Source organism: Pseudarthrobacter sp. H2, from assembly GCF_050157045.1.
Classification (GTDB): Bacteria; Actinomycetota; Actinomycetes; order Actinomycetales; family Micrococcaceae; genus Arthrobacter.
Map to the genome: position 1 here is coordinate 132,716 of NZ_CP189595.1, position 21,377 is coordinate 154,092.

General features: G+C 64.3%; 16 protein-coding genes, 4 pseudogenes and 2 riboswitches. Of the genes and pseudogenes, 6 read left to right on the forward strand and 14 right to left on the reverse strand.

Going from position 1 to position 21,377, the window contains the following annotated elements:
* Window positions 1-97: 97 nt before the first annotated feature.
* Window positions 98-1,303 (reverse strand): annotated as a pseudogene (locus ACQCSZ_RS25055) (ISAzo13 family transposase); the annotation flags it as partial.
* 237 nt (window positions 1,304-1,540) lie between these two features.
* Window positions 1,541-1,637: riboswitch (TPP riboswitch) on the forward strand.
* Between ACQCSZ_RS25055 and thiM the strand changes: the two are divergent.
* From thiM to ACQCSZ_RS25080, 5 genes are all read left to right on the forward strand, one after another.
* A complete protein-coding gene (gene thiM / locus ACQCSZ_RS25060; RefSeq protein WP_427008508.1) occupies window positions 1,629-2,432 on the forward strand; it encodes a hydroxyethylthiazole kinase in 804 nt (267 codons plus the stop codon). It overlaps the preceding riboswitch by 9 nt.
* Window positions 2,429-3,091, forward strand: a complete 663-nt coding sequence (gene thiE / locus ACQCSZ_RS25065; RefSeq protein WP_427008509.1) for a thiamine phosphate synthase — start codon at window positions 2,429-2,431, stop codon at window positions 3,089-3,091. Before thiM ends, thiE begins: the two co-directional genes overlap by 4 nt.
* 217 nt (window positions 3,092-3,308) lie before the next feature.
* Complete coding sequence (locus ACQCSZ_RS25070) at window positions 3,309-4,301, forward strand: ABC transporter substrate-binding protein (RefSeq protein ID WP_427008659.1); 993 nt, start codon at window positions 3,309-3,311, stop codon at window positions 4,299-4,301.
* A gap of 63 nt (window positions 4,302-4,364) precedes the next feature.
* A complete protein-coding gene (locus tag ACQCSZ_RS25075) occupies window positions 4,365-5,195 on the forward strand; it encodes an ABC transporter permease (RefSeq protein ID WP_427008510.1) in 831 nt (276 codons plus the stop codon).
* Window positions 5,188-6,015: an ABC transporter ATP-binding protein gene (locus ACQCSZ_RS25080; RefSeq protein ID WP_427008511.1), complete on the forward strand. Its 828-nt coding sequence runs from the start codon at window positions 5,188-5,190 to the stop codon at window positions 6,013-6,015. Before ACQCSZ_RS25075 ends, ACQCSZ_RS25080 begins: the two co-directional genes overlap by 8 nt.
* Window positions 6,016-6,185: 170 nt before the next feature.
* On the opposite strand, the gene ACQCSZ_RS25085 is transcribed toward ACQCSZ_RS25080, so the two are convergent.
* The 13 genes and pseudogenes from ACQCSZ_RS25085 to ACQCSZ_RS25145 form a co-directional block, all read right to left on the reverse strand.
* Window positions 6,186-7,502 (reverse strand): LLM class flavin-dependent oxidoreductase, encoded by a 1,317-nt coding sequence (locus ACQCSZ_RS25085; protein ID WP_427008512.1) that lies wholly within the window; start codon window positions 7,500-7,502, stop codon window positions 6,186-6,188.
* A gap of 11 nt (window positions 7,503-7,513) precedes the next feature.
* A complete protein-coding gene (locus ACQCSZ_RS25090) occupies window positions 7,514-8,278 on the reverse strand; it encodes a 3-oxoacyl-ACP reductase (protein ID WP_427008513.1) in 765 nt (254 codons plus the stop codon).
* A gap of 56 nt (window positions 8,279-8,334) precedes the next feature.
* Window positions 8,335-8,438, reverse strand: a riboswitch (TPP riboswitch).
* A 287-nt stretch (window positions 8,439-8,725) separates the two neighbouring features.
* The gene (locus ACQCSZ_RS25095) at window positions 8,726-9,016 is read right to left on the reverse strand and encodes a relaxase/mobilization nuclease domain-containing protein (protein WP_427008514.1); all 291 of its coding nucleotides are present in this window, start codon (window positions 9,014-9,016) and stop codon (window positions 8,726-8,728) included.
* A 168-nt stretch (window positions 9,017-9,184) separates the two neighbouring features.
* Window positions 9,185-10,274, reverse strand: a pseudogene (locus ACQCSZ_RS25100) (IS630 family transposase).
* 26 nt (window positions 10,275-10,300) lie between these two features.
* Window positions 10,301-10,706, reverse strand: a pseudogene (locus ACQCSZ_RS25105) (IS3 family transposase); the annotation flags it as partial.
* Window positions 10,707-10,718: 12 nt separating this feature from the next.
* Window positions 10,719-12,077, reverse strand: coding sequence for an IS4 family transposase (locus ACQCSZ_RS25110; protein WP_427008515.1), 1,359 nt, complete (start codon window positions 12,075-12,077; stop codon window positions 10,719-10,721).
* A gap of 124 nt (window positions 12,078-12,201) precedes the next feature.
* Window positions 12,202-12,360 (reverse strand): annotated as a pseudogene (locus ACQCSZ_RS25115) (transposase); the annotation flags it as partial.
* Between the two features lie 303 nt (window positions 12,361-12,663).
* Window positions 12,664-14,142 carry a helix-turn-helix domain-containing protein gene (locus tag ACQCSZ_RS25120; protein ID WP_427008516.1) on the reverse strand — a complete coding sequence of 493 codons (1,479 nt, stop codon included), beginning with the start codon at window positions 14,140-14,142 and terminating at the stop codon, window positions 12,664-12,666.
* Between the two features lie 340 nt (window positions 14,143-14,482).
* Window positions 14,483-15,388, reverse strand: coding sequence for a pyridoxal 5'-phosphate synthase lyase subunit PdxS (gene pdxS / locus ACQCSZ_RS25125; protein WP_427008517.1), 906 nt, complete (start codon window positions 15,386-15,388; stop codon window positions 14,483-14,485).
* Window positions 15,389-15,512: 124 nt separating this feature from the next.
* On the reverse strand, window positions 15,513-16,232 hold the full coding sequence (locus ACQCSZ_RS25130; RefSeq protein ID WP_427008518.1) for a sulfite exporter TauE/SafE family protein: 720 nt from the start codon (window positions 16,230-16,232) through the stop codon (window positions 15,513-15,515).
* Window positions 16,229-17,323, reverse strand: coding sequence for a YeiH family protein (locus ACQCSZ_RS25135; protein ID WP_427008519.1), 1,095 nt, complete (start codon window positions 17,321-17,323; stop codon window positions 16,229-16,231). Before ACQCSZ_RS25135 ends, ACQCSZ_RS25130 begins: the two co-directional genes overlap by 4 nt.
* Window positions 17,324-17,410: 87 nt before the next feature.
* Window positions 17,411-18,505: a phosphotransacetylase gene (locus ACQCSZ_RS25140; protein ID WP_427008520.1), complete on the reverse strand. Its 1,095-nt coding sequence runs from the start codon at window positions 18,503-18,505 to the stop codon at window positions 17,411-17,413.
* Between the two features lie 77 nt (window positions 18,506-18,582).
* The gene (locus ACQCSZ_RS25145; RefSeq protein WP_427008521.1) at window positions 18,583-19,953 is read right to left on the reverse strand and encodes an aspartate aminotransferase family protein; all 1,371 of its coding nucleotides are present in this window, start codon (window positions 19,951-19,953) and stop codon (window positions 18,583-18,585) included.
* Window positions 19,954-20,175: 222 nt separating this feature from the next.
* On the opposite strand from ACQCSZ_RS25145, the gene ald reads away from it, so the two are divergent.
* Window positions 20,176-21,297 carry an alanine dehydrogenase gene (ald, locus tag ACQCSZ_RS25150; RefSeq protein ID WP_427008522.1) on the forward strand — a complete coding sequence of 374 codons (1,122 nt, stop codon included), beginning with the start codon at window positions 20,176-20,178 and terminating at the stop codon, window positions 21,295-21,297.
* The last annotated feature ends 80 nt before the right edge of the window (window positions 21,298-21,377 follow it).

Below are 21,377 nucleotides of genomic sequence, written 5' to 3' on the forward strand. Positions count from 1 at the left end.
CTCATTGTCCTGCAGGCCGCACCGGATCGGCACGGGCAAATTCAGGCCCCTACGATCACCATCCAAGGCTTAGGGCTTGCAATGAATTAACTCATTCGGGTTCGGGCGTGTCGCGGGTTGGCGGGTTGAGCGTGTAGTTCCATTCGCCGTGGAAGGCCTCGCGGGTGAGGATGCCGTGTGTTTCGAGGGCTTTCATCTGTTCATCGGGGATCTTGACGCCGGTGGGGTAGGTGGTGGTGTCCAGTTCGGCGTGGACCTTGGATCCGTTGCCGGTGGTGGTCGCCGCGATGGTCTCAACGATGACTTCATGGCTGGTCAGGGGCCTGCCGCGCCAGTTCATGGCGATGTGGGAGAAGAGCCGGTGCTCGATCTTATTCCACTTCGAGGTGCCCGGCGGCAGGTGGGCGACGGTAATGGCCAGCCCGGTGCGGGCGGCCAGGGCTGCGAGTTCGGTCTTGAACAGCCTGGTCCGGTAGCCATTGGAGCCACCGCCGTCCGCGCAGATCAGCAGCCCCGTGGCTGCGGGGTAGGCAACGGCCCCCACGGTTTTCCACCAGGAGGCGATGGTGGCGACAGCAAAGGCTGCGGTGTCGTGGTCGGTGCCCACGGACACCCACCCGGTATCGGCTCCGACGTCATAGACCCCGTACGGGTTGGCCTTGCCCAGGGCGGGATCAATGAAGTCGTGGACCTTGACCGGGACCGGCTGCCCCGCCGGTGACCATTCCCGGCCGTTCTTTTTTGTATCGACGCTGATCACCGGGTTCCCGGCAGCCATGTGCCCGGCGGCCTTGTCGTTGAGGTGGCCGAACTGGGCGTCGCGGTCCGGGTGCTGGCCGCCCTCGGCGGTCCTGGCATTGGCCTGCAGGCTGTAACCGAGTTCGTGCAGCAGCCGGCGCACCACGAACTCACTGACCCGGTGGCCCTGCTCCGTCAGCGTCCGGGCCAGGGTCCGGGCCGACTTGGAGGTCCACCGCAACGCCGACATCGGATCGCCCCGGGTGACCGGATCAATGAGGGCCTCCAGTGCCGCCACCAGCTCGGCGTCGTGCTCCTCGGCCCGCTTACGGCCACCGCCGGGGCGCCGGGACCGCACCACGGTGGCGGCATCCAGGCCCCGGGCCTCGCTGCGTCCCCGGCGCACCGTGTCCGCGGCAACACCCGCGGCCAGGGCCACCACCGCCACGCCGCCCGATCCCAGCTCGTCCGCCTCGGTTCCGAGCCACAACCGGCGCTGCAACTCGCTCAGATGCGGCCGCAGCACCGCGAACCGCCGTGCCAACGACTCCTCCAAATCCGCCATAGCACAACAGTAGCCGTCAAACACACAAAAACGAACTTATTTCATTGCGAGCCCTTAGCGTGGTATTTTTTTCCGTTTTCTGAAGCGCCCCGGTGTTGGCGCCGCGAAGCGCGGACGCGCCAATTGCGGCTCGTGACAGCGTTACCAACACCGTCACTGCCATCGCTGCACCCTGCCGGCCCCAAGCCATGGCTCTCCGGCTGATGCGCGCCTGTGCCTACGTGGGAGTAAGCTTTCTAGAGTGACACGGGGTGCCCTGGGCAACAGGGCTGAGATAAGACCCGTTGAACCTGATCTAGTTCGTACTAGCGAAGGGATGTTGCGGATGACTGTTCGCCTGACACCTGACCATGTCTGCACGATGCTCGCCCGGTTGCGGGAGACGGGGCCATTGGTGCAGTGTCTGACCAACACGGTTGTGACAAACTTCACCGCGAATGTGCTTCTAGCCCTCGGGGCGGCGCCAGCCATGGCTGATGTCCCCACCGAGGCCGGCCAGTTTGCCCGGATAGCTTCCGGAGTGCTGATCAACGTGGGTACTCCCCACGCGGAGCAACGGGTCGCCATGGTCGAAGCCGCCTCGGCCGCTCAGGAGGCAGGCAGTCCGTGGGTTCTTGACCCGGTCGCGGTCGGTGTCCTGCCGGTGCGTACTGCCCTTGCCAGTGAACTGCTCTCTTACGCCCCGACCGCTATCCGGGGCAACGCTTCAGAGGTTATCGCACTGGCCGGGTTGGGGGCAGGTGGCCGTGGTGTTGATGCCGTCGATACTCCCGACAGTGCGCTGGCAGCGGCCGGCCGCCTAGCCAGTGTTCACGGTTCCGTCGTGGCCGTTTCCGGGGCCGTTGATCTGATTACTGATGGCATCGACGTGATCCGGATCAGTAACGGCCACCCCTATCTGACCCTGGTCACCGGGGGTGGCTGTGCACTGGGTGCGGTCACCGCAGCTTTTTTGGCTGTGGATGGCGACCGTCTGGCAGCGACGGCTGCAGCCACCGCGGTGTATACCGTCGCTGCCGAAATCGCCGCTGCCGGCGCCCGCGGCCCGGGCAGTTTCGCGGTCGCGTTCCTGGATGCGCTGGGGTCTGTGGATGCCGAAACAATCCGGTCCAGAGTGGCTATCTCATGACAGGCGCCGGCAGGACTGGCTTCACCGCGGGGATTTACCTGATCACTGATGATCAGTTGTGCGGGGAACGCGGAGTGGTGGAGACGGTCAGCGCCGCCGTTGCCGGAGGCGTGCGAATGGTACAGATCCGGGAAAAAACGGCCAGCGCCGCCCGGTTCTACGATCTGGTGATGCGTACCGCCGACGCCGTGGGTGACCGGGCCACGGTGTTGGTGGATGACCGGGTGGACGTTTTTCTCGCCGCCCGGGCGGGCGGTGCGGCTGTCCACGGCGTCCATATCGGTCAAAGCGATCTTCCGGCACCCCAGGTCCGGGCAATTGTTGGCCAGGACGCGTTGATCGGGCTGAGCGCCAACACGGCCGCACATCTCGCGCAGCTGCACGCCCTGCCCTCAGGGACCGTGGACTATCTGGGCGTGGGCGTGATCCGTCCGACGTCGACCAAACCGGACCATCCGGCACCCCTGGGCATCCAGGGGTTCGCCGCTATCGCTGCCGCTACGCTGCTGCCCTGCGTCGCGATCGGCGGCATAACCCCGGCCGATGTCAGGGCACTGAGGTGCGCCGGAGCGGCCGGCATCGCCGTGATATCAGCCATCTGTGCCGCCGAAAACCCTGCCCGCAGCGCCAAAGAGTTTCTCAAGGAATGGACCCAATGAACACCGCAACCGCCCATATACCCCGCCCAGCCATATCTCCCTCTCCGGCCCCCGCGCCGCTCCTAAATCGCGGCACCGCGCGGCCGGATATTCCCGGCGGAAAACGGGCCACCGTCTATCCGGCACCAGCAAACGCTCCGCATACGCGGGGAAAGGACTTCTCGTGAACAAACGACGCTTCCTCGTGGGCGCGGTCAGCGCCCTCACCCTTACCGCCATGGCAGCCCTGTCAGCCTGCGCCGGTTCGGGAGGAAGTCCCACTCCGGCTTCTTCCGGGACCACACTCATTACTTTCGCCCTGGACTGGACGCCCAACACGAACCACACCGGGCTGTACGTGGCGATCAACAAAGGCTATTTCGCCGCCGCCGGACTCGACGTCCAGGTACTGCCCTACAGCCAGTCCTCCACCGACACCCTCATCAACTCGGGTGCGGCGGACTTCGGAATCAGCTTCCAAAACACGGCTACGTTCGCCGCAGCAGCAGGGGTGGCCAACACCTCGGTCATGTCGGTGCTCCAGCACGATGCAACAGCCATCGGCGTCCTGGCCAGCCGGAAGGACATTACCAGCCCTAAAGACCTCGATGGCAAAACCTTCGGCACGGCCGGGCCCAGTGCCACGTTCCCTACCGAAGCCGCAGATGCCATCAGGAACGCCGGCGGAACAGGCAATTTCAGCCGCGTCACCCTGGGCACATCCGCCTACGAAGCCCTGTACGCCGGCAAAGTCGACTTCACCTCAGCCTTCAAGACCTGGGAAGGCACCGACGCCACCCTCCGCGGCACTCCGATGAAGTTTTTCAACCTTCATGACTACGGCGTGCCGGACCAGTATTCGGTGATCATTGAAGGCAACCGGGAATGGATCACGGGACACCCGGACGTGACCCGGAAATTCGTCCAGGCCCTCCAAAAGGGATACCAATATGCCGCAGCCGAACCCGACGCCGCCGCGAAAATACTTATTGACGCCAACCCCGGTATCTTCGCCGACGACCAGCTTGTCTACAAGAGCCAGGAAGAACTGAGTGCTTCCTACCTCAAGGACGCCGACGGCCAGGTCGGCACCCAAACAGCCGATCAGTGGAAGCAGCTGGCGGATTTTCTCTACAAGGCCGCCCTGCTGGCCGATGAAAGCGGCAAACCCCTCTCCAAACCCCTTGACACCACGGCGTTGTTCACCAATGAGTATCTGGCCGGCAAATAGCTGCCGCGCCCTCCCCTTTCCCGATCGCCGGCCGCGGGACCGTAACGGCAGAAAGGCAACGCTGTGAGTGAGGGTCCGGGAGACGGAGCGGGCCGCAACCGGAAAACAGGGTCTCCCCTCCGGTTCAGGACGCTCACCACCGCCGTGCCCCCGGCCGTGATTGTCCTCGCTCTCCTGGCAACCTGGCAGGGCGCGGTCGCGGCCGGCGGCGTGAAACCAACCGTGCTTCCGTCTCCGCAGCGGATCGTGGAGCAGGGCTGGTTGGCGCGCGGGATCATCTGGGCCAACACGGTGCCGACGCTGCAGGAAACCTTTCTCGGTTTCGCCGTCTCCCTGACCCTGGCGTGGGTCCTTGCCGTCGCCATCGACTTCTCACCGTGGCTTCGCCGGGCCCTGATGCCCCTGCTGGTGGCATCCCAGACCATACCGATCATCGCCATTGCCCCGCTGATGATCATCTGGTTCGGCTTCGGTCTGATGCCAAAGATCATGGTCATCGCCTTGGTCACGTTCTTTCCGGTGACCGTCGGCCTGATCGACGGCTTCAACCTCACCGACCGTGACGCGGGCAATCTGCTGCGCAGCATGGGCGCCAACCGGTGGAAGCAATTCGTCTATGTACGCCTTCCATCGGCTCTTCCCTCTTTCTTCACAGCCCTGCGGATCGGCATTGCCTACGCTGTTACGGGCGCCATTTTCGCCGAGTACATCGGGGCCCGGGACGGGTTGGGTATCTACATGGCCACGATGAAAAACTCGTTCCGCACCGACCTCGTACTGGCAGCAGTCGCAGTCACCGCCTTCCTTAGTGTGGGCCTGTTCCTGCTGACCTACGCCGCCGAGCGGCTGATCATCCCCTGGCACTCCAAGGAACGCAGGAACCGCCATGTCTGAAACCACCGCTGCGGCACCCAGGGTCGAAGTACGTGCAATTACCAAATCCTTCGATCTCGGGCGCGGAGAATCCCGGCACGTCATCGAGGACGTCGACTTCTCCGCACAACAAGGAGAATTCGTTGCCATCATCGGTCCCAGCGGATGCGGAAAGAGCACCCTGTTCAACATCATGGCCGGCCTAGAAAAACCCCGCGGCGGCGAAATCCTCATCGATGGGCGCGCCGTCACCGGGGAACGTGAACACTTCGCCTACATGCCGCAAAAAGACCTCCTCTTTCCCTGGCGCACCATCCTCCAGAACACCGCCCTGGGCCTGGAAGTCCGCGGTGGAAGCAAAAAGACCGCGCGGGCACGTGCCGCCAGCCTCTTCCCGGCCTTCGGGCTGTCCGGTTTTGAGAACTCGCATCCCTTTGAGCTCTCCGGAGGCATGCGGCAAAGGGCCGCCCTGCTGCGCACAGTGGTCCAGGACCGTGACGTCCTGTTACTGGATGAGCCCTTCGGTGCCCTCGATTCCCTCACCCGCACCGACATGCAGGCGTGGCTTCAAGATGTCTGGTCCCACAACTCCTGGACCGCGGTCCTGATCACCCACGACATCCGTGAAGCGATCTACCTGGCCGACCGGGTCGTCGTACTCAGCCCCCGGCCCGCCTCCGTGCGCCTAAACCTCCGCATCGACCTGCCCAGGCCACGTCAGCTCTCGACGATGGCTTCGGCCCGGTTCGCCCACTACGAACTCCAACTCCTCGAAACCCTTCACCGCCCCGGCAACCCCAACGACACCACGGATGCTGCCCACGGAAGGCCTCGGGCCTGAAAGCACAAAGCCCGAGGGGACTCCAGGGAGGAAGGACGTTCCTGACGGAAGGCTATCCAATACGCCCGCATGGAGCCCGGTGTCTTCACGAGGGACAAAGCCAGCTTGTGGCAACCCTGTCCCGGACGGTATTGGATGATCGGAACCGCCGCCCTGCCGTAGTGGCGCTCTTACGCAGGGGCGCCAACAGCCGGGCGGTCCAGCCCCAGATGCCCGCGCAGCGTCGAGGCGGTGTAGCGGGTGCGGAAGAGTCCCCGGCGCTGGAGGACGGGGATGACGTCATCGACGAACTCGTCCAGGGAATCGGGCAGCAGCGGGGGCATCAGGTTGAACCCGTCAGCGCCGCCGGAGCGGAACCAGAGCTCCATCTGATCAGCGATCTGCTCCGGCGTGCCGACCATGGTGCAGTGGCCCCCGCCTGCGGCCAGGCGCCCCAGCAACTGCCGCACGGTGGGACGTTCGGTTTCAATAATGCGCAATATGGTGGCATAACGGCCCTGCGGCCCAGTAAATTCTGCCGCCGGTGGCAGGGACGGCACGGGGGCGTCCAGTTCCCAGCCGGTACAGTCCTGCTGCACGAACGTGCCCAGCCGTGTCAGGGATTCTGCGGTGGGCAGCAGCGCATCCGTCCGGTCCTGTTTGGCCCGGGCTTCGGCCGCGGTGGAGCCCACATACGTCACCAATCCGGGCATGATCGCTACCTTCTCCGGATTACGCCCGGCAGCAGCGATCCGCTGTTTCATATCCGCATAGTAGGCCTGGGCGCTGGGAAGATCGTAGGCCACGGCGTAAATCCCTTCCGCGTACCGGGCGGCAAGGTCCCGGCCGGCCCCGGAAGCACCGGCCTGGAACAGCACGGGGCGTCCCTGCGGGCCCCGGGGCACATTCAAGGGCCCCTCCACCCGGAAGTGGCCCCCCTCATGATGCAACGGCCGGACCAGGGCCGGATCGGCATAGAACCCGGCCCTGTCCCGAACCATCGCATCATCAGCCCATGAGTCCCACAACCCCAGCGCTACCTCAATGAACTCTGCAGCGCGGCCGTAGCGCTGCCCGTGGTCGGGCATCGCTTCCAGCCCGTGGTTGCGGGCTTCAGCATCGAACATGGACGTGACCACGTTCGCCCCGATACGCCCGGCACTGATGTGATCCAGGGAGGCGAGCAACCGGGCGGCATGAAAAGGGGAATAAAAGGTGGCCGAGACGGTGCTGATAAGCCCGATGTTCTCCGTTGCCCGGGCCATGGCCGCCAGCGCGGTCAACGGTTCCAGAAACCATCTCGGACCGGCGCCGACGTCACCGGCGGACTGCCCGTCGGCGAAGAACACGGCATCGAACAGGCCGCGTTCGGCGCTTTGTGCGAGCCGCTCATAATAACCGATCTCTCCGAGCTGCTCCAGCGGCGATCCGGCCCGCCGCCAGGCAGCACCGTGGTGGCCGGCTCCCAGCAGGAAAGCGTTCAAATGCAGTTGCCGTTTCCCGTTCATCGACAGGCCGCCTAGTCCATGACCAGTCCGCCGTCGACCACCAGGTTCTGCCCGGTAACCGACCGCGCCCAAGGCGAGGCGAAAAACAAGATGGCATCGGCGAACTCGGCCGGGGTGGTGACCTTACCCAGGGGGGTCGAAGCGGCAATGTAGTCAAAGACCTCCTCCGGGGTTGCGGCGCTGGCATCGGTGGTGCGCAGCAGGCCGCCGGAGACCATGTTCACGGCAATATTGTGCTGCCCCAGATCCTTGGCCATAGTGCGGGTCAATGACACCAGGGCGGCCTTGGCCGCGGTGTAGTCGTGGTACGGGACCACCGGGTTCTGGAACAGATTGGTCCCAACGTTGATGATGCGCCCAAACCCGTGGCCGCGCATCCCCTCCAAAGCCTGCTGGGTCGTGTTCAAAGCCCCCCGGACACTGCCGGCGAACTGTGCCTCGAACTCCGCCCATGAAATATCCCCGGCACCGGAGCGGGCATCCCCGTTAAACGAGAAATCGGCCAGCGCATTATTGACCACAGTGGTGACGGCGGAACCGAAATGGGACCGGGCCTGCTCCAGCATCACCGACACCTGACCGGCGTCGGTGACGTCAGCCTGCAGGGCAACAGCGTGCTCGGGGCCATAACCGGCGGCCAGTTCCCCGGCGGCTTCGGCGCTGCGGCGGTAATTGATTACCACCCGCGCCCCCCGGGCCGCGAACGCCTGCACAATACTGCTGCCCAGGCCCCGTCCGCCGCCGGTCACAAGAACGATTTGTTCTGCCAGTTCCATCAGTTTCTTCACCTTCGGATAAGGCGAAAGGATGCGATCCGGGCGCCAGGACCGTGCGAACCGTTGCAGGACATCCCTTCGCTAGTGTCAACTAGATCAGGTTCAACGGGTGTCATCTCAGCCGGGCCAATCAAGCCGCCCGGCACCCCGTGTCACTGGGAGCGAGTATACCCGCCCCCGGCCAAACCAGCGCCCGCACCTAACCGTGCTGCCGCCGTGTCCTGCCCGAACTGTTTCCCAAACGGCTCCCGTGCCGGACACCGCGGCGCGACCACCGGACCTCCCGTACCTGCGGGCACCGGTCTCCCCCGGTGGACCGGCCGGCCCTGAAAACCCCAAAATAGACACCTCCAATAACCGCATCAACATACAGCGCACCTCAGAGGCGGGTAGCGTCGGAAGCGTCAGAGCCTGGTACCCCACCTGTTGGGACATGTATTTGCTCTTTCAGCCGTTCCATTTGGTGCCGTCGTCACGGACCATGCTGGCCACGATGTGAAGGTGGTCGTTGCCGTTCCTGCTCAGTCCGTGGCGCACTGCAACCCACCAGGCCGGGGCCTTTCCGCCGTCCTCGGCGAAGTCCATGTTCTGCATGAAGTTCTGCATGAAATCATTCGCGATGGCCGCCCATTGCTGGTCGGCGAGCCAGCCTTCCTGGGCGGCCAGGCCCAGGGAGCAGTGGAAGACGTGCCCGCCGTCGACGTCCGTGTCGTAGAACTGCTGTCCTGCAAGGGACATTTTGGCTAAGGGCACCAAAACGCCCGTTTTGGTGCCCTTACTGCGGGGAAGTTGAGGCCGCGGGCTCCCATTGTCGACGGAGTGAGCTATGCGAGCGATTGGGGGTCCGGGCGCCCGAGTCCTGCGCGGGTCGCCGGGACGTCGGCGGAGCCGTCCTAGTGGTCTGTCTCAGTTTTGCTTGACGGCTTGGAGTGCGACGCGGCCGCGGACGACCTTTTCGAGGATTGAGTCGGCGGTCGCGGTCCAGACGAGGGGCTTGGGCTCATCGTTGTGGGCGGCGAGGTAGCCCTCGATCGCCGCGATCAGATCCGGTACGGAGTGGAAGGCGCCGCGCCGCAGGGCCTTGTCCGTGAGCTCGCGGAACCACCGCTCGACCAGGTTCAGCCAGGATGAGGACGTCGGGGTGAAATGCAGGTGGAACCGGGGATGTTTGTCCAGCCAGGCCCGCACGTTGGCGTGTTTGTGGGTGGCGTAGTTGTCCAGGATCAGGTGCACGGCCAGTCCGTCCGGGATTTCCTTCTCAACCGTTTTGAGGAACCTCAGGAACTCGCTGTGGCGGTGTTTGGGCAGGCAGGATCCGATCACCTTGCCGGTGGCAACGTCCAGGGCGGCGAACAGGGTCGTGGTGCCCGTTGCGCAAGGAGCCGTGGGTCATCGTTTCGCACCGGCCCTTCTTCATCGGCTGCGACGGCTGGGTCCGGTCCAGCGCCTGGATCGAGGACTTCTCATCCATGCACAACACGATCGCCTGCTCCGGCGGGTTCAGATACAGGCCCACCACGTCGATGAGTTTCTCCTCAAACCTCGGATCGGTGGAAAGCTTGAACGCCTCCACCCGGTGCGGCTTCAGCCCGCGCGCCGCCCAGATCCGCTGCACCTGCGCCGGAGACACCCCGGACCTGGCAGCCATGGTCCGCACCGACCAGTGCGTATGCCCTTCCGGCTTCGAGTTCCGCGCCAAGTCAACGATCTCATCGATCCTTGACTGCGGAATCACCGGCTTTCGGCCCCGCCCGGCACGGACCTTCCCCAGCTTCGCCAGGCCCTCCTCCTCGAACCGGGCACGCCACGACCTCACCGTCCCCGGACTCGTCCCCGCTACCTTCGCGATCGACTCGGTGGCCAGCCCCTCCGCGGCCATCAACAAGACCTGTGCCCGCTGCACCTCACGATGGGACGCCGTCTGCGACTTCGACAGCACCTCCAGTACGGCACGCTGACCATCGGTCAACGCCAGAGGCGGAGCGGGATTAGACATAACCCAAGTTAAACAGGAAACTCACAAACTATTTTGGAGACACACCACTCGATAGTCGCCGCGAGGTCCGCGTGGATCCGGCGATACCCGTAGGTGCCTTCGGACTCCTCGAAATAGTGCTGGATCCGCGCTATCAGGGCCTTCCGGCGGGTGGCAGTCGCCGATTGCGGGCGCGTCAGCCAGTGATAGAAACCGGAGGTTGAGACGCCCCGCCAGCGGCACATCTTCACAACCGAATTCAGGTTGGCGGGCTCCGTCTTTGGGAGTCGATGTATTCGTACTTGCTCACTGCCGCTGCTCCCACGCGAAGTAAGCGGCTGCTTTTTTCAGGAACAGAGTCTCCGCTCGCAGCTCCTGATTTTCCCTCTCGAGCTCCTTCAGGCGGGCCCGTTCCGGCAACGTCAGGTCCGTCTCGGTGCCCCCGTTAGCCTCAATGCCGTTTGGTTAGCTGTTGGGGTCGGGGGTCAAGATTCTCGTGGTGAGTGTCGCGGGATAGGTGTGCCGGTCGATGTCGCGTCCTTTGGCGCGGTATTTGGAGATCGCGCGTTTAATCACGCGGGGCCGGGTCCGGGTGCGGCGGGCGGGCAGGAGTTCGGCCAGGATCGCTGTCCCGATGCGGCCGACAAGGTCGACTGTGCTGTGGGTGATGATCCCTGCGGCCTGAATGATCTGGTCGCGGGCGGCCCGGAGCGCGGTGGTGAACGAAGCCCGGTCGGGATCGATATCGGGCCGGTCCAGGATCGCGTCTGCCATCGCGGTGCGGAGCACCTGGTAGACCGTCAGCAGCGCCCAGACTTCCTGGGTGACTGCCGCGGGATACCGGCCTCGGAGCACCCGCCCGCCCAGGATCGTGGATTTCAGTTCGCAATAGGCGGTCTCGATCTCCCACCTTTCGTGGTAGAGCCTCACCAGCTGTTGTGCTGGCGCCTCCCGCGGGTCCAGCAGTGTGGTGATCAGCCGGTATTCGCCGGTGCGGGTGGCCGCTTCGGTCCTGACCGTCACTTCCGCGTCGATGACCCGGACCGGCACGCCGCCGGCGTTCGAGAGGTACGAGCCGTCATGGAGGCGGGTTGTGGCGGGGAGTTTCATCGCGCCGGTTCCGCTCTTGCCGCGGATCAGGAACCCGGCCCCGGTCCCGGTGACGGTGGTGAAGAACTTGTAGGTGGCGAAGTTCCGGTCTCCGAGCAGCAGCATCCCCGGTCGTAGCGCGGCCGCGACCTGGGATGCGTAGCTGAGTTCCCCGGTCCTGTCACTGCCGAACACGGCCTCGATCACCGATCGGGTACCGGAAGCGACGAGTGCGACCAGCCGGATCATGGGGTATCCCGCTTCCCCGTTCGGGCCGCCACGGGGTTTGGGGAACATCACCCGGTTCGCGTCAGTATCGGCGACCGGGATCTGGGTGCCATCGATCGCGACCACCAGACGGCCTGCGAACTGCACCGTCTGCCTGGCGCTGGTGACCGCTGGCCCTTTGAGCAGATCGAACAGTTCACGCAATGGTGCTGCTCCGACCCGGCGCATCGCCTCAGTGATCGCCGCACCCGATGGCCTCACCACAGGGCCGGGAAGTCCAGCAGTAAGGCGTGAGAACACTTGCCGCCACCCTTGGCCGGCAAACAGAACACCTGCCAGGAGGAGGTACACCACGACCCGTGAAGGCAGGAGCCGGAGCCGGTGCTGCGTCCGGCCAGTGGCAGTCAGGGCCGCATCGACCATCTCGAACGGAACGACCCGGGTCAGCTCGCCCAGATGCCCGGGAGCGAATACCCCGGGCGCGTGATTGATGACAGAATCATGCATTGCAGCCCTTGTTGTGATGTAGCTCGGTCTTGGCGGACAGAACTACTTCTACAAGGGCTGCACTCCTATTTCCGGGAACCGCGCCGGTTTGACATCACACCGCACCCCCTAACCAAACGGCATTGCCGTTAGCCTCGCGGTATTTGTTCAGCCAGTTGCGGAGGGTCTCGGGGCCGACGCCGTATGCGGTGGCAACATCCTTGATGGGTTTGGACGTATTGATCACCTCACGGCACAACTCGTCTTTGAACTCTTGGGTGAAACGCCGGCGTGCTGTGGTCATGCTGATCTCTACTTTCAGTAGACCCCCATTTTAGGAGGGCCCACTGTCCGAGAACTCCGCGGCAGCTCAGCGGAAGCACCACTCGTTCTTGAGGTGATGACTGACGGGCCGGGGCAGATCCCGAAAAAGGGTCCAATGTACTCTGCCGGAAGTCGTGGCGGCGTCGCTGTGTCCGGGGCACTGCTCCCTGCCAGAGCAACCAGCCCGCAGAGTTCACAGCCGCGCGTTGTCCACTCCCGTCCAGCAATAGGATGATCGCTTGTCCTTCCGGCTCTGATGCCGGGGCTCCATCGTCGCGGTGTCTCAGCGATTCGCTTGAACCTGCAGGAAGGAGTAGACCTCGGTTTCGTCCACACCGGGGAACGCCCCTGGCGGCATGGCGGCGAGCAGGTGGGAGTGGGTGCGCGCGGAAGGCCAGGCGTTGCCGGCCCATTCGGACGTCAGCGAGGCCGGGGGCCGCCTGCAGCAGTTCTCGTCCGGGCAGGTGGATTTGGACCGCTCAATGGTGTCCCGGCCGCGGAACCACTTGACCTGCGCGTAGGGGACTCCCACGGACAGCGAAAACTCGCCGTTGGCGGAGCGCTCGGTCCGGGCCGTGCACCAGTAGGTTCCGGCGGGTGTGTCGGTGTACTGGTTGTAGGCGCTGAACTTGTCCGGCACGTCGAACACCACCCGTGACGTCCAGTTTTTGCAGGAGGGCTGGCCCTCGATGGCTCCGGTGTGGTCCTGGGGGAACGTCACGCCGTCGTTTTCGTAGGCCTTGTAGATAATGCCGCTCTGGTGGGTCTTCTGGAAATGCGTGCGGAGGTCCAGGTGTTCCGTAGCGAGGTTGGTGAAGCGGTGCGCGGCGGTTTCGTAGGACACGGCGAAGGCGTCCCTGATGTCCTCCACAGCGATTTCCTTGGCTTGTTTGGCCTTCTGCAGGAACTCCACGGCGGCCTGTTCCGGCAGCATGAGGGCTGCTGCGAAGTAGTTCGTGGCCACGCGCTGCAGCAAGAAATCCGCGTAGTTGCTGGGCGTCTGGTGGCCCAGGACGTAGTGGCCCAGGGCCTGCAGGAGCACCGAACGGGGGTCGTGGTCGCTGCGCGCGTTCTGCGTGAGGTAAATTCGGCGGTTCTTAAGATCGGTCACCGAACGGGTGGAATGCGGCAGGTCACCCACGTGGTGAAGGCTGAAACCCAGGTGCCCGGCGATGTCGGCAATAACGTGATGGGAAAGCGGACCGCTGGTGTGCCCCACGGAGGCGAGGACCTTATGTGCCTCGGCCTCGTACTCCGGGAAGTAGTTGTTCCGCTCGCGCATCATGGCGCGCAATTCGGCATTCGCGCGTCGGGCCTCCTCCGGCGTCGCCACCTGCTCATTGAGCTTGCGCTCCAGCTCGTGCTGCAGCCCCACCATCGACTCCAAAACATCCATCGGCAACCGCGAACTGATGCGGATTTTCGGCAGCTTGAGGGACTCGTAGAGGGGGCTGCGCTGGTACCGTTCCAGCTCAATCTCCAGTGCCGCGCGCCGGTTGGGCGGCTCGGCCCCGAGCAGTTGGTCGATCCTGACGCCGAGCGCCGCGGCGAGCTGCTGGAGCAGGCCGAGTTTGGCCTCGCGTTTGCCGTTCTCGATCAGGCTCAGCTGGCTCGGCGCGGTCCCGACGGCGGCACTCAGGTTATTGAGTGTCATCCCTGCCGCTTTCCGCAGGTGCCGGACCCGGCGGCCAAGGCTGATGAGGTCCACTGCAGGGGGCGATGGCGGGGCTACGGCTTTGCGGTTCCAGCTCGAAGCGGGCATCTGTTCATCTGGTATAAGCATCGAGAATCTAACGGGTCGAAGGCCGGTGTGGCGTGGTGTCTCTGGAGGCATATCGCCTCAATGCCTGATTTTGACCACGGCTGCGCGCGGGTGTTGATCAGCTAAGTTGGATGATGACGGCGTCGTCCCATTGGAAAAGGCGTCTACCCTCCATTGCCCCGAGTGCAGGACAGATCCATCAGGCGTGCAACCGGCGATGGCCCGCTGCCCGAGATATCTGCCCTCCAACCTAACTTGGACGCCGAGTCCATACGGCACCATTTGCCAGGTTCCATACGTGGCACATTCGGCGGCTCCTCGAAGGCCTTCGGCTTCACCGTCACCAGCCGCGTTCGGCGAGGCGGTGCGGCTGCGGGATCTCGTCTACGTTGATGCCGACCATGGCTTCGCCCAGTCCGCGGGAGGCCTTCGCGATGACGTCCGGGTCGTCGAAGAAGGTGGTCGCCTTCACGACGGCGGCCGCGCGCTGGGCCGGGTTGCCGGACTTGAAGATGCCGGAGCCGACGAAGACACCGTCGGCGCCGAGCTGCATCATCATCGCGGCGTCGGCCGGGGTGGCGATCCCGCCGGCGGTGAAGAGCACCACCGGGAGCTTGCCGGTGGCGGCAACTTCCTTGACCAGTTCGTACGGGGCCTGCAGTTCCTTGGCGGCGACGTACAGTTCGTCCTCGGCCATGCCGGCCAGCTTGAGGATTTCGGCGCGGATCTGGCGCATGTGGGTGGTGGCGTTGGAGACGTCCCCGGTGCCGGCCTCGCCCTTGGAACGGATCATGGCCGCGCCCTCGTTGATGCGGCGCAGGGCCTCACCGAGGTTGGTGGCGCCGCAGACGAACGGGACGGTGAAGTTCCACTTGTCGATGTGGTTGGTGTAGTCGGCCGGGGTCAGGACCTCGGACTCGTCGATGTAGTCCACGCCGAGGGACTGCAGGACCTGGGCCTCGACGAAGTGGCCGATCCGGGCCTTGGCCATGACCGGCACGGAAACGGCGTCGATGATCTTGTCGATCATGTCCGGGTCGGACATGCGGGACACGCCGCCTTGGGCGCGGATATCGGCGGGAACGCGTTCCAGCGCCATCACGGCCACGGCACCGGAGTCCTCGGCAATGCGGGCCTGCTCGACGTTGACGACGTCCATGATGACGCCGCCCTTGAGCATCTCCGCCATGCCGCGCTTAACACGGCTGCTGCCCGTGGACCGGACGCTTGGCTCTGCTGTGTTCACTGGTCCTCGTTTCCGAATTCTTGCTGGTTGTTGCGGGACCGTACTGCTCAGTCCTCACCGGGTATGGCGTGCCGGCCGCAGTCAGGCTTCTCCGGCCGGCACGTCGGGGGGTTCACGGAACCCGTCAAGCGAGGGCACCTTTGACGACCAGGCCCACCCCGGCAATCAAGCATAGGCCTAGGGCTGCGGGACGGATTGTTGCCGCGGAAAGTCGTCTCACCACGGGCCTGGACGCGAGTGCACCGAGGACCACACCCGGCAGCAGCCAGCAGGAAGCCATCAGATCCGGCATGCCGAAGGCCCCGTATCCGATCAAGACGAGCAAAGAGACCAGAGATGAGACGAGAAAGAACATCGACAGGTTGGCGCGGTAGCGGACCGGGTCTAGGTTCCGGTAGACCACTACGATCGGCGGCCCCGAGGTCGAGGCAACCGTACCTAGCACGCCGCCGAACACGCCGGCGGCGATCAGGGAGATCCGGTTCTGTGGGATCTGGAACCGTGCGAGTCCGACCAGCACGCTGGCCACGACCAGCCCGCCGATGATGACTCCGGTCCACTTGCCGTTCAGCAGGGGCAGCACCCACAGTCCTGCAAGGGCCCCGGGCAGGCAACCGGCAAGGGCGCTCTTGAGATCCAGATGCCCCAATCCTTTTCGGTTCTGCCAGGTCACGAACACCATGACCACGCATGAGACCAGCAGCAACGGGCCAGGTACCAGATGTGGGCTGATCATTAGCAGCAGGGGCGAAGCGACGATGCCGAATCCTGAGCCCGTGCTGGCCTGTGCCACCACGGCGAAGGCAATAATGAGCGCCGAGATGATGAGTTCTGCGGGGCTCACGGTGTCCCGTCCGGGATAAATTGCACGCCTATGAAAGCCAGTACTGCGATGAATCCCCATGAGAGCATGGCAGCCAGGATCGCCCTGCCGCTTGTTTGGAGGAGCGAGCGTACCTGTACTGACGCGCCCAGCCCGAACAGCGCTGCTGCAAGCAGCAGGTCTTGGGTAGTTGCGGCAATTTCCAGGGCCACATGTGGCAGGATGCCGAACGTCCGCACGACGATCATTGCCATGAACCCTGCCACGAAGAGCGGAATCAGCGGCGGAAGTTTGGCGCCGGCCTCCTCGGTGCCACTGGACGCCCTCCGTCGCCGGTAGCGCTGTACCAGCGCAGCCCCCGTCACCATAGGAGCCAGCATCAGAACGCGGGTGAGCTTGATGATCAGCGCTCCGGCCAGGGCTGTTGTACCTGCTGTCTGCGCTGTGGCGACCACCTGGCCCACATCGTGGACGCTAGCTCCCACCCAATACCCGAACTGGGCATCGTGCAGGCCAAGCGGGCCGCTGAGGGCGGGCAGAATAGCAATGGCCAAAGTACCGCACAGCGTCACAAGCGCAATGGGCACAACAGTGCCTCGATGGTCGGTCTTGGTCACACCGCTCATGGCCCCGATGGCTGAGGCACCGCAGATGGAAAAGCCTGCGGCGAGCAGCACGGATTCATCGCCAGGAAGTCTGAGAGCCTTGCCCAGTAGAATCGTCCCCGCAAAAGTGAACACGACGATGCCAGCCACAATCCCCAGCGTCGTCCAGCCCAGGGCAGCGACATCGATCAGGCTGAGCTTCAGCCCCAACAGCACGATGCCCAGCCGCATGAATCGCTTGGCCGCAAGGACTAGCCCGGGCTGCATGACCCCTTCGACTGCCGCGCTGATCCCCGGCAGGTTCGCGGACAGGATGCCCAGGATGACAGACACCGTGAGGAACGGCAGTACCGGGACTGCTGCGTGGATGAGCCACGCGACCGCGACGGCGACGGCTGCAAGTCCCAGCCCGGGCAACCGGGGATGGCGCAGACCTCGCAGAAGAAGTCCGTCCTGCTTTTGCTTTTCACTTCCTGCGGTGGTGGCAACGTCTTGTGTCATGGTCATCTACGATCCATCCGGAGCGGGCGCGCGCCGTGCTCGGACCGGATCTCCTTTCTTTCGAAACAGCAAGTGGGACGGCGGCTGGAATTCTCAGGCTGTTCCAGGTGGAATCGCCGGCGTGCCGCCGGTTGCCGCAGCGACGGAATTCGCAGGGATGCCGGTAGCCGGCTCGGCGAGAGATTGCATGGCGCTCAACAGGCCCACGGCGGCAATGTCCTCCGCACTGCAGCCGCGGGACAAATCATTCAAAGGCGCGGCCAGGCCCTGCAGGATGGGGCCCACTGCGACGGCGCTGCCGAGGCGCTCCGTAATCTTGTAGCCGATGTTTCCGGCATCCAGACTGGGGAATACCAGCACATTGGCTTGCCCGGCGACATCCGATCCGGGCGCCTTTGTCACCCCGATCCCGGGGACGACCGCAGCGTCAAACTGCAGTTCGCCGTCCACGTGGAGCAGCGGATGTCGGGTACGCAGGATGCCCATCGCCGCCCTGACTTTGTCCACGTGCGGGTGGATTGCGCTGCCCCTTGTGCTGAAGGACAGCAACGCCACTTTTGCCTCCTGCCCGGTCAGGGCCTGGTGTGTGGCAGCCGCCGATACGGCAATGTCCGCCAGCTGTTCGGGGGAAGGATCTGGAATGACAGCGCAATCACCAAACGTTAGGTGCCGTCCATCGGGAAGCAGCATCAGGAAGGAGCTACTTAAGGTGGAGCAACCGGGAGCCAGCCCCACCACACGCAGCGCGGCACGAATCACATTTGCCGTAGGTGTCCCCGCCCCGGCAACACAGGCATCAAGGTACCCGGCCCGCAAGGCGGCTGCGGCAACATGGACGGGCTCGCGCTGTACGTATGCCAGTCGTTCAGGCTTCCCGGCATAAGCATCGCCGATGATTGTGGTCACTGCACTGTCGTGGGCCAGCTCGTCGACGTCGAGAATGGCATCCTCGGGCAGCATACAGCCCAGACCGGCGGCCAGCCCCCGGATTTCGGCGCTCCTGCCGATCAGCCGGGGCCTGAGAATTCCCTCAGCCGCCAGCGTGCTGGCGGCGCGGATGGCACGTTCGTCTTCACCGTCCGAGAACCCGACGGTGCGACGGCGGCCGGAAAGTTCCTGGCGCCAGCGCTCAAACAGGGCGCTTCCCGCGGACGGCGCTGCCCGCTCATCAATCATCGCCGTAGTCATGGCTTTACGCCTCTCATATCGGGCCTGTGGAGGCCTCCACGAGGGAAGCCTCCACAGGGAATACCGGATGCAGCGGCTTAGGGCTGGATGGCCTTTTCGACGTCGTTGAGCATGCCGTCCACACCATGCAACAGGGCGGACAGGACCTCGGCATCGGCAACCAGTGGCGGGGAGATCATGAGCATGGTGGCGCCACGGTCGTCTCCGCGCAGGATCACCTTGGTCCGTTTGAAGGACTCGGGAAGTACTTCGCGCAGGACCTTGAGCGACTCGGCCTCGGTCAGTTCGCGGCCGCTGAAGCTGTCCGCCATGAGTTCGATCGCGTAGAAGAAGCCGGTGCCCCTGACCGCCTTGACGCAGCGGTGCGAGCTCTTCAAAGACTCCAGGGCCTCCATGATCCTGGGGCCCTGCTCCTGGACGTTGCCCAGGACGTTTTCGTCGCGCATGGCAGTGATATTGGCGACCGCGACGGCGGTGGAGACCGGGTGCCCGCCCCAGGTGGCGCCGTGCGTGAAGACGCCGCCCGTGGACGAGTTGAACAGCTCCTGGACCAGTTGCTCGCGAACGATCAGGCCGCCCAGGGGTGCGTAGCCGGAGGTGGAGCCCTTGGCGAAGGTGACCATGTCCGGGATGACTCCGGTGACGCCGTAGCCGAAGAAGTGGCCAAGGCGGCCGAAGGAACAGATGACTTCGTCGGAGACGAGGAGGATCCCGTACTTGTCGCACAGTGCGCGCAGTGCCGGCCAGTAGCCGTCCGGTGCCACGAGGGCGCCGCGGCCGTTCTGGACCGGCTCGGCGAAGATGGCAGCAATGGTTTCGGGGCCTTCTTCGAGGACCACGCGCTCGATGGCGCGGAAGCAGTCGAGTTCAGTGACCGGACCGCAGTCGCCGGTGAAACCCAGGGTGTTCGGGACGCTGCGGATGCCCGGCAGGAGCTCGCCGAACGGCTCCTTGATCTTGGGCAGCTGGGTGATGGACAGTGCGCCCATGGTGGTGCCGTGGTAGGCCATGTCTCGGCTGATGACCTTAGTGCGCTGCGGCTGGCCCTGGCTGCGGAAGTACTGGCGGGCAAACTTCAGGGCCGTCTCCACGGCCTCGGAGCCGGAGTTGACGAAGAACGTGGTGCCCAGGTCCCCGGGGGCCAGCTCAGCGATGAGCGCGGCGGCCTCGATGGCCGGCGGGTGAGCCGAGCCCCAGTTGGAGGCGTAGGCCAGGGTGCTGATCTGCTCGCTGGCTGCCTTGGCGATGTCCTGGCGTCCGTGGCCCATGTTCACGCAGAAGAGCCCTGCCAGTCCGTCCAAGTATCGGTCTCCCTCGGTGTCAATGAGGTAGCTTCCTTCACCGCGGACAAAAATCGGGAACTCGCTGTCCCAGGTGTCCTTGCGGGTGAAGTGGGGTCCGAGGTGTCGTCGGGCCTGTGCCCGGAGTGTGGAGGCGTCCAAGACCATCTCCTTCGTGTCGAGGTGAGTAGCGATGATCGAAGCCTAGGTCATGGTTTTTTCCTGCATCAGTACCAAATGGTCACTGGGTGATGGGACCAGTCTGGTCCCATCACCCAGCATACTTCTGGTTCTTCTGGTCCCTGCCGGTTCATTCCATACTTCGATAATGCTGCGCAGCCCGTACGGCGGGACTTAGCGAGAGCACCCATCAACGACACGGAGGTCCCAATGAAGATCGGCGTCCCGAAGGAAATCAAATCCCACGAATACCGAGTAGCCGTCACGCCAGCCGGCGTGCATGAGTTGCTTGCCCATGGGCATGAAGTGCTCATCGAGACCGGTGCCGGAGAAGGGTCATCCATCTCCGATGATGCGTACACGCTGGCCGGAGCCAGCATTCTCCAGACCGCCGATGAAGTCTGGGCCACGGCAGATTTGCTGCTCAAAGTCAAGGAGCCGATCGCCGAGGAATACCACCGAATGCGGCCGGACCTGGCGATCTTTACCTACCTGCACCTGGCCGCCGACGAGGCCTGCACCATGGCCCTGCTGGAGGCCGGGAGCACCTCCATCGCCTACGAAACGGTGCAGCTTGAAGACGGCTCGTTGCCGTTGCTGTTCCCCATGAGCGAAGTGGCCGGTCGACTGGCTCCCCTCGTGGGCGCGCAGTGCCTGACCCGTCCTGAAGGCGGGCGCGGTGTACTGATCGGCGGCGTCTCCGGCGTGGCACCGGCCCGCGTTGTCGTCATCGGCGCCGGCGTCTCAGGAATGAATGCGGTCGCAGTGGCTGCCGGCATGTGGGCAGACGTGGTCCTGTTCGACAAGAACGTGGACAAGCTGCGGGCCGCAGACCGCATGTATCAGGGACGCGTCCGCACGCTCGCGGCGAATCAGCTCGCAATCGAACAGGAAGTAGTCCAGGCAGACCTGGTAATCGGCGCCGTGCTGGTCCCGGGAGCCAAAGCCCCGAAGATCATCTCCAACGAGCTGGTCTCGCGCATGAAGCCCGGCAGCGTCCTCGTTGACATCGCGATCGACCAGGGCGGCTGCTTCGAGGATTCACATCCGACAACGCACCAGGAACCCACCTTCCGCGTTCACAACTCGGTCTTCTACTGCGTCGCGAACATGCCGGGCGCCGTTCCCCACACCTCCACCTACGCCCTGACCAACGTAACCCTGCCCTACGTGCTGCAGATCGCGGACAAGGGCATCGAGCGGGCTATGGCTGAAAACGCAGCACTGCGGGCAGGCCTCACCACTGTCGCCGGGCGACTCACCAACGCCGCCGTTGGTGCAGCCCACAGCATCGAGGTCATTGATTCCCTGGAAGCCGTGACTCAAAGCTAAAGAAAAAGGAAATTTTTGGCGGGGGAGTTCATACTGAACTCCCCCGCTTCGTGAGGTCCTGATACTTCATCGAGCTATTT

Coding starts and splice junctions, on each gene's coding strand:
- thiE (WP_427008509.1), top strand. CDS start 2,429: ATGACAGGCGCCGGCAGGACTGGCTTCACCGCGGGGATTTACCTGATC.
- ACQCSZ_RS25120 (WP_427008516.1), bottom strand. CDS start 14,142: ATGCCCGCTTCGAGCTGGAACCGCAAAGCCGTAGCCCCGCCATCGCCC.
- ACQCSZ_RS25145 (WP_427008521.1), bottom strand. CDS start 19,953: ATGGTCTTGGACGCCTCCACACTCCGGGCACAGGCCCGACGACACCTC.
- thiM (WP_427008508.1), top strand. CDS start 1,629: ATGACTGTTCGCCTGACACCTGACCATGTCTGCACGATGCTCGCCCGG.
- ACQCSZ_RS25090 (WP_427008513.1), bottom strand. CDS start 8,278: ATGGAACTGGCAGAACAAATCGTTCTTGTGACCGGCGGCGGACGGGGC.
- ACQCSZ_RS25140 (WP_427008520.1), bottom strand. CDS start 18,505: ATGACTACGGCGATGATTGATGAGCGGGCAGCGCCGTCCGCGGGAAGC.
- ACQCSZ_RS25080 (WP_427008511.1), top strand. CDS start 5,188: ATGTCTGAAACCACCGCTGCGGCACCCAGGGTCGAAGTACGTGCAATT.
- ACQCSZ_RS25095 (WP_427008514.1), bottom strand. CDS start 9,016: ATGTCCCTTGCAGGACAGCAGTTCTACGACACGGACGTCGACGGCGGG.
- ACQCSZ_RS25135 (WP_427008519.1), bottom strand. CDS start 17,323: ATGACCATGACACAAGACGTTGCCACCACCGCAGGAAGTGAAAAGCAA.
- ACQCSZ_RS25085 (WP_427008512.1), bottom strand. CDS start 7,502: ATGAACGGGAAACGGCAACTGCATTTGAACGCTTTCCTGCTGGGAGCC.
- ald (WP_427008522.1), top strand. CDS start 20,176: ATGAAGATCGGCGTCCCGAAGGAAATCAAATCCCACGAATACCGAGTA.
- ACQCSZ_RS25070 (WP_427008659.1), top strand. CDS start 3,309: ATGGCAGCCCTGTCAGCCTGCGCCGGTTCGGGAGGAAGTCCCACTCCG.
- ACQCSZ_RS25110 (WP_427008515.1), bottom strand. CDS start 12,077: ATGCATGATTCTGTCATCAATCACGCGCCCGGGGTATTCGCTCCCGGG.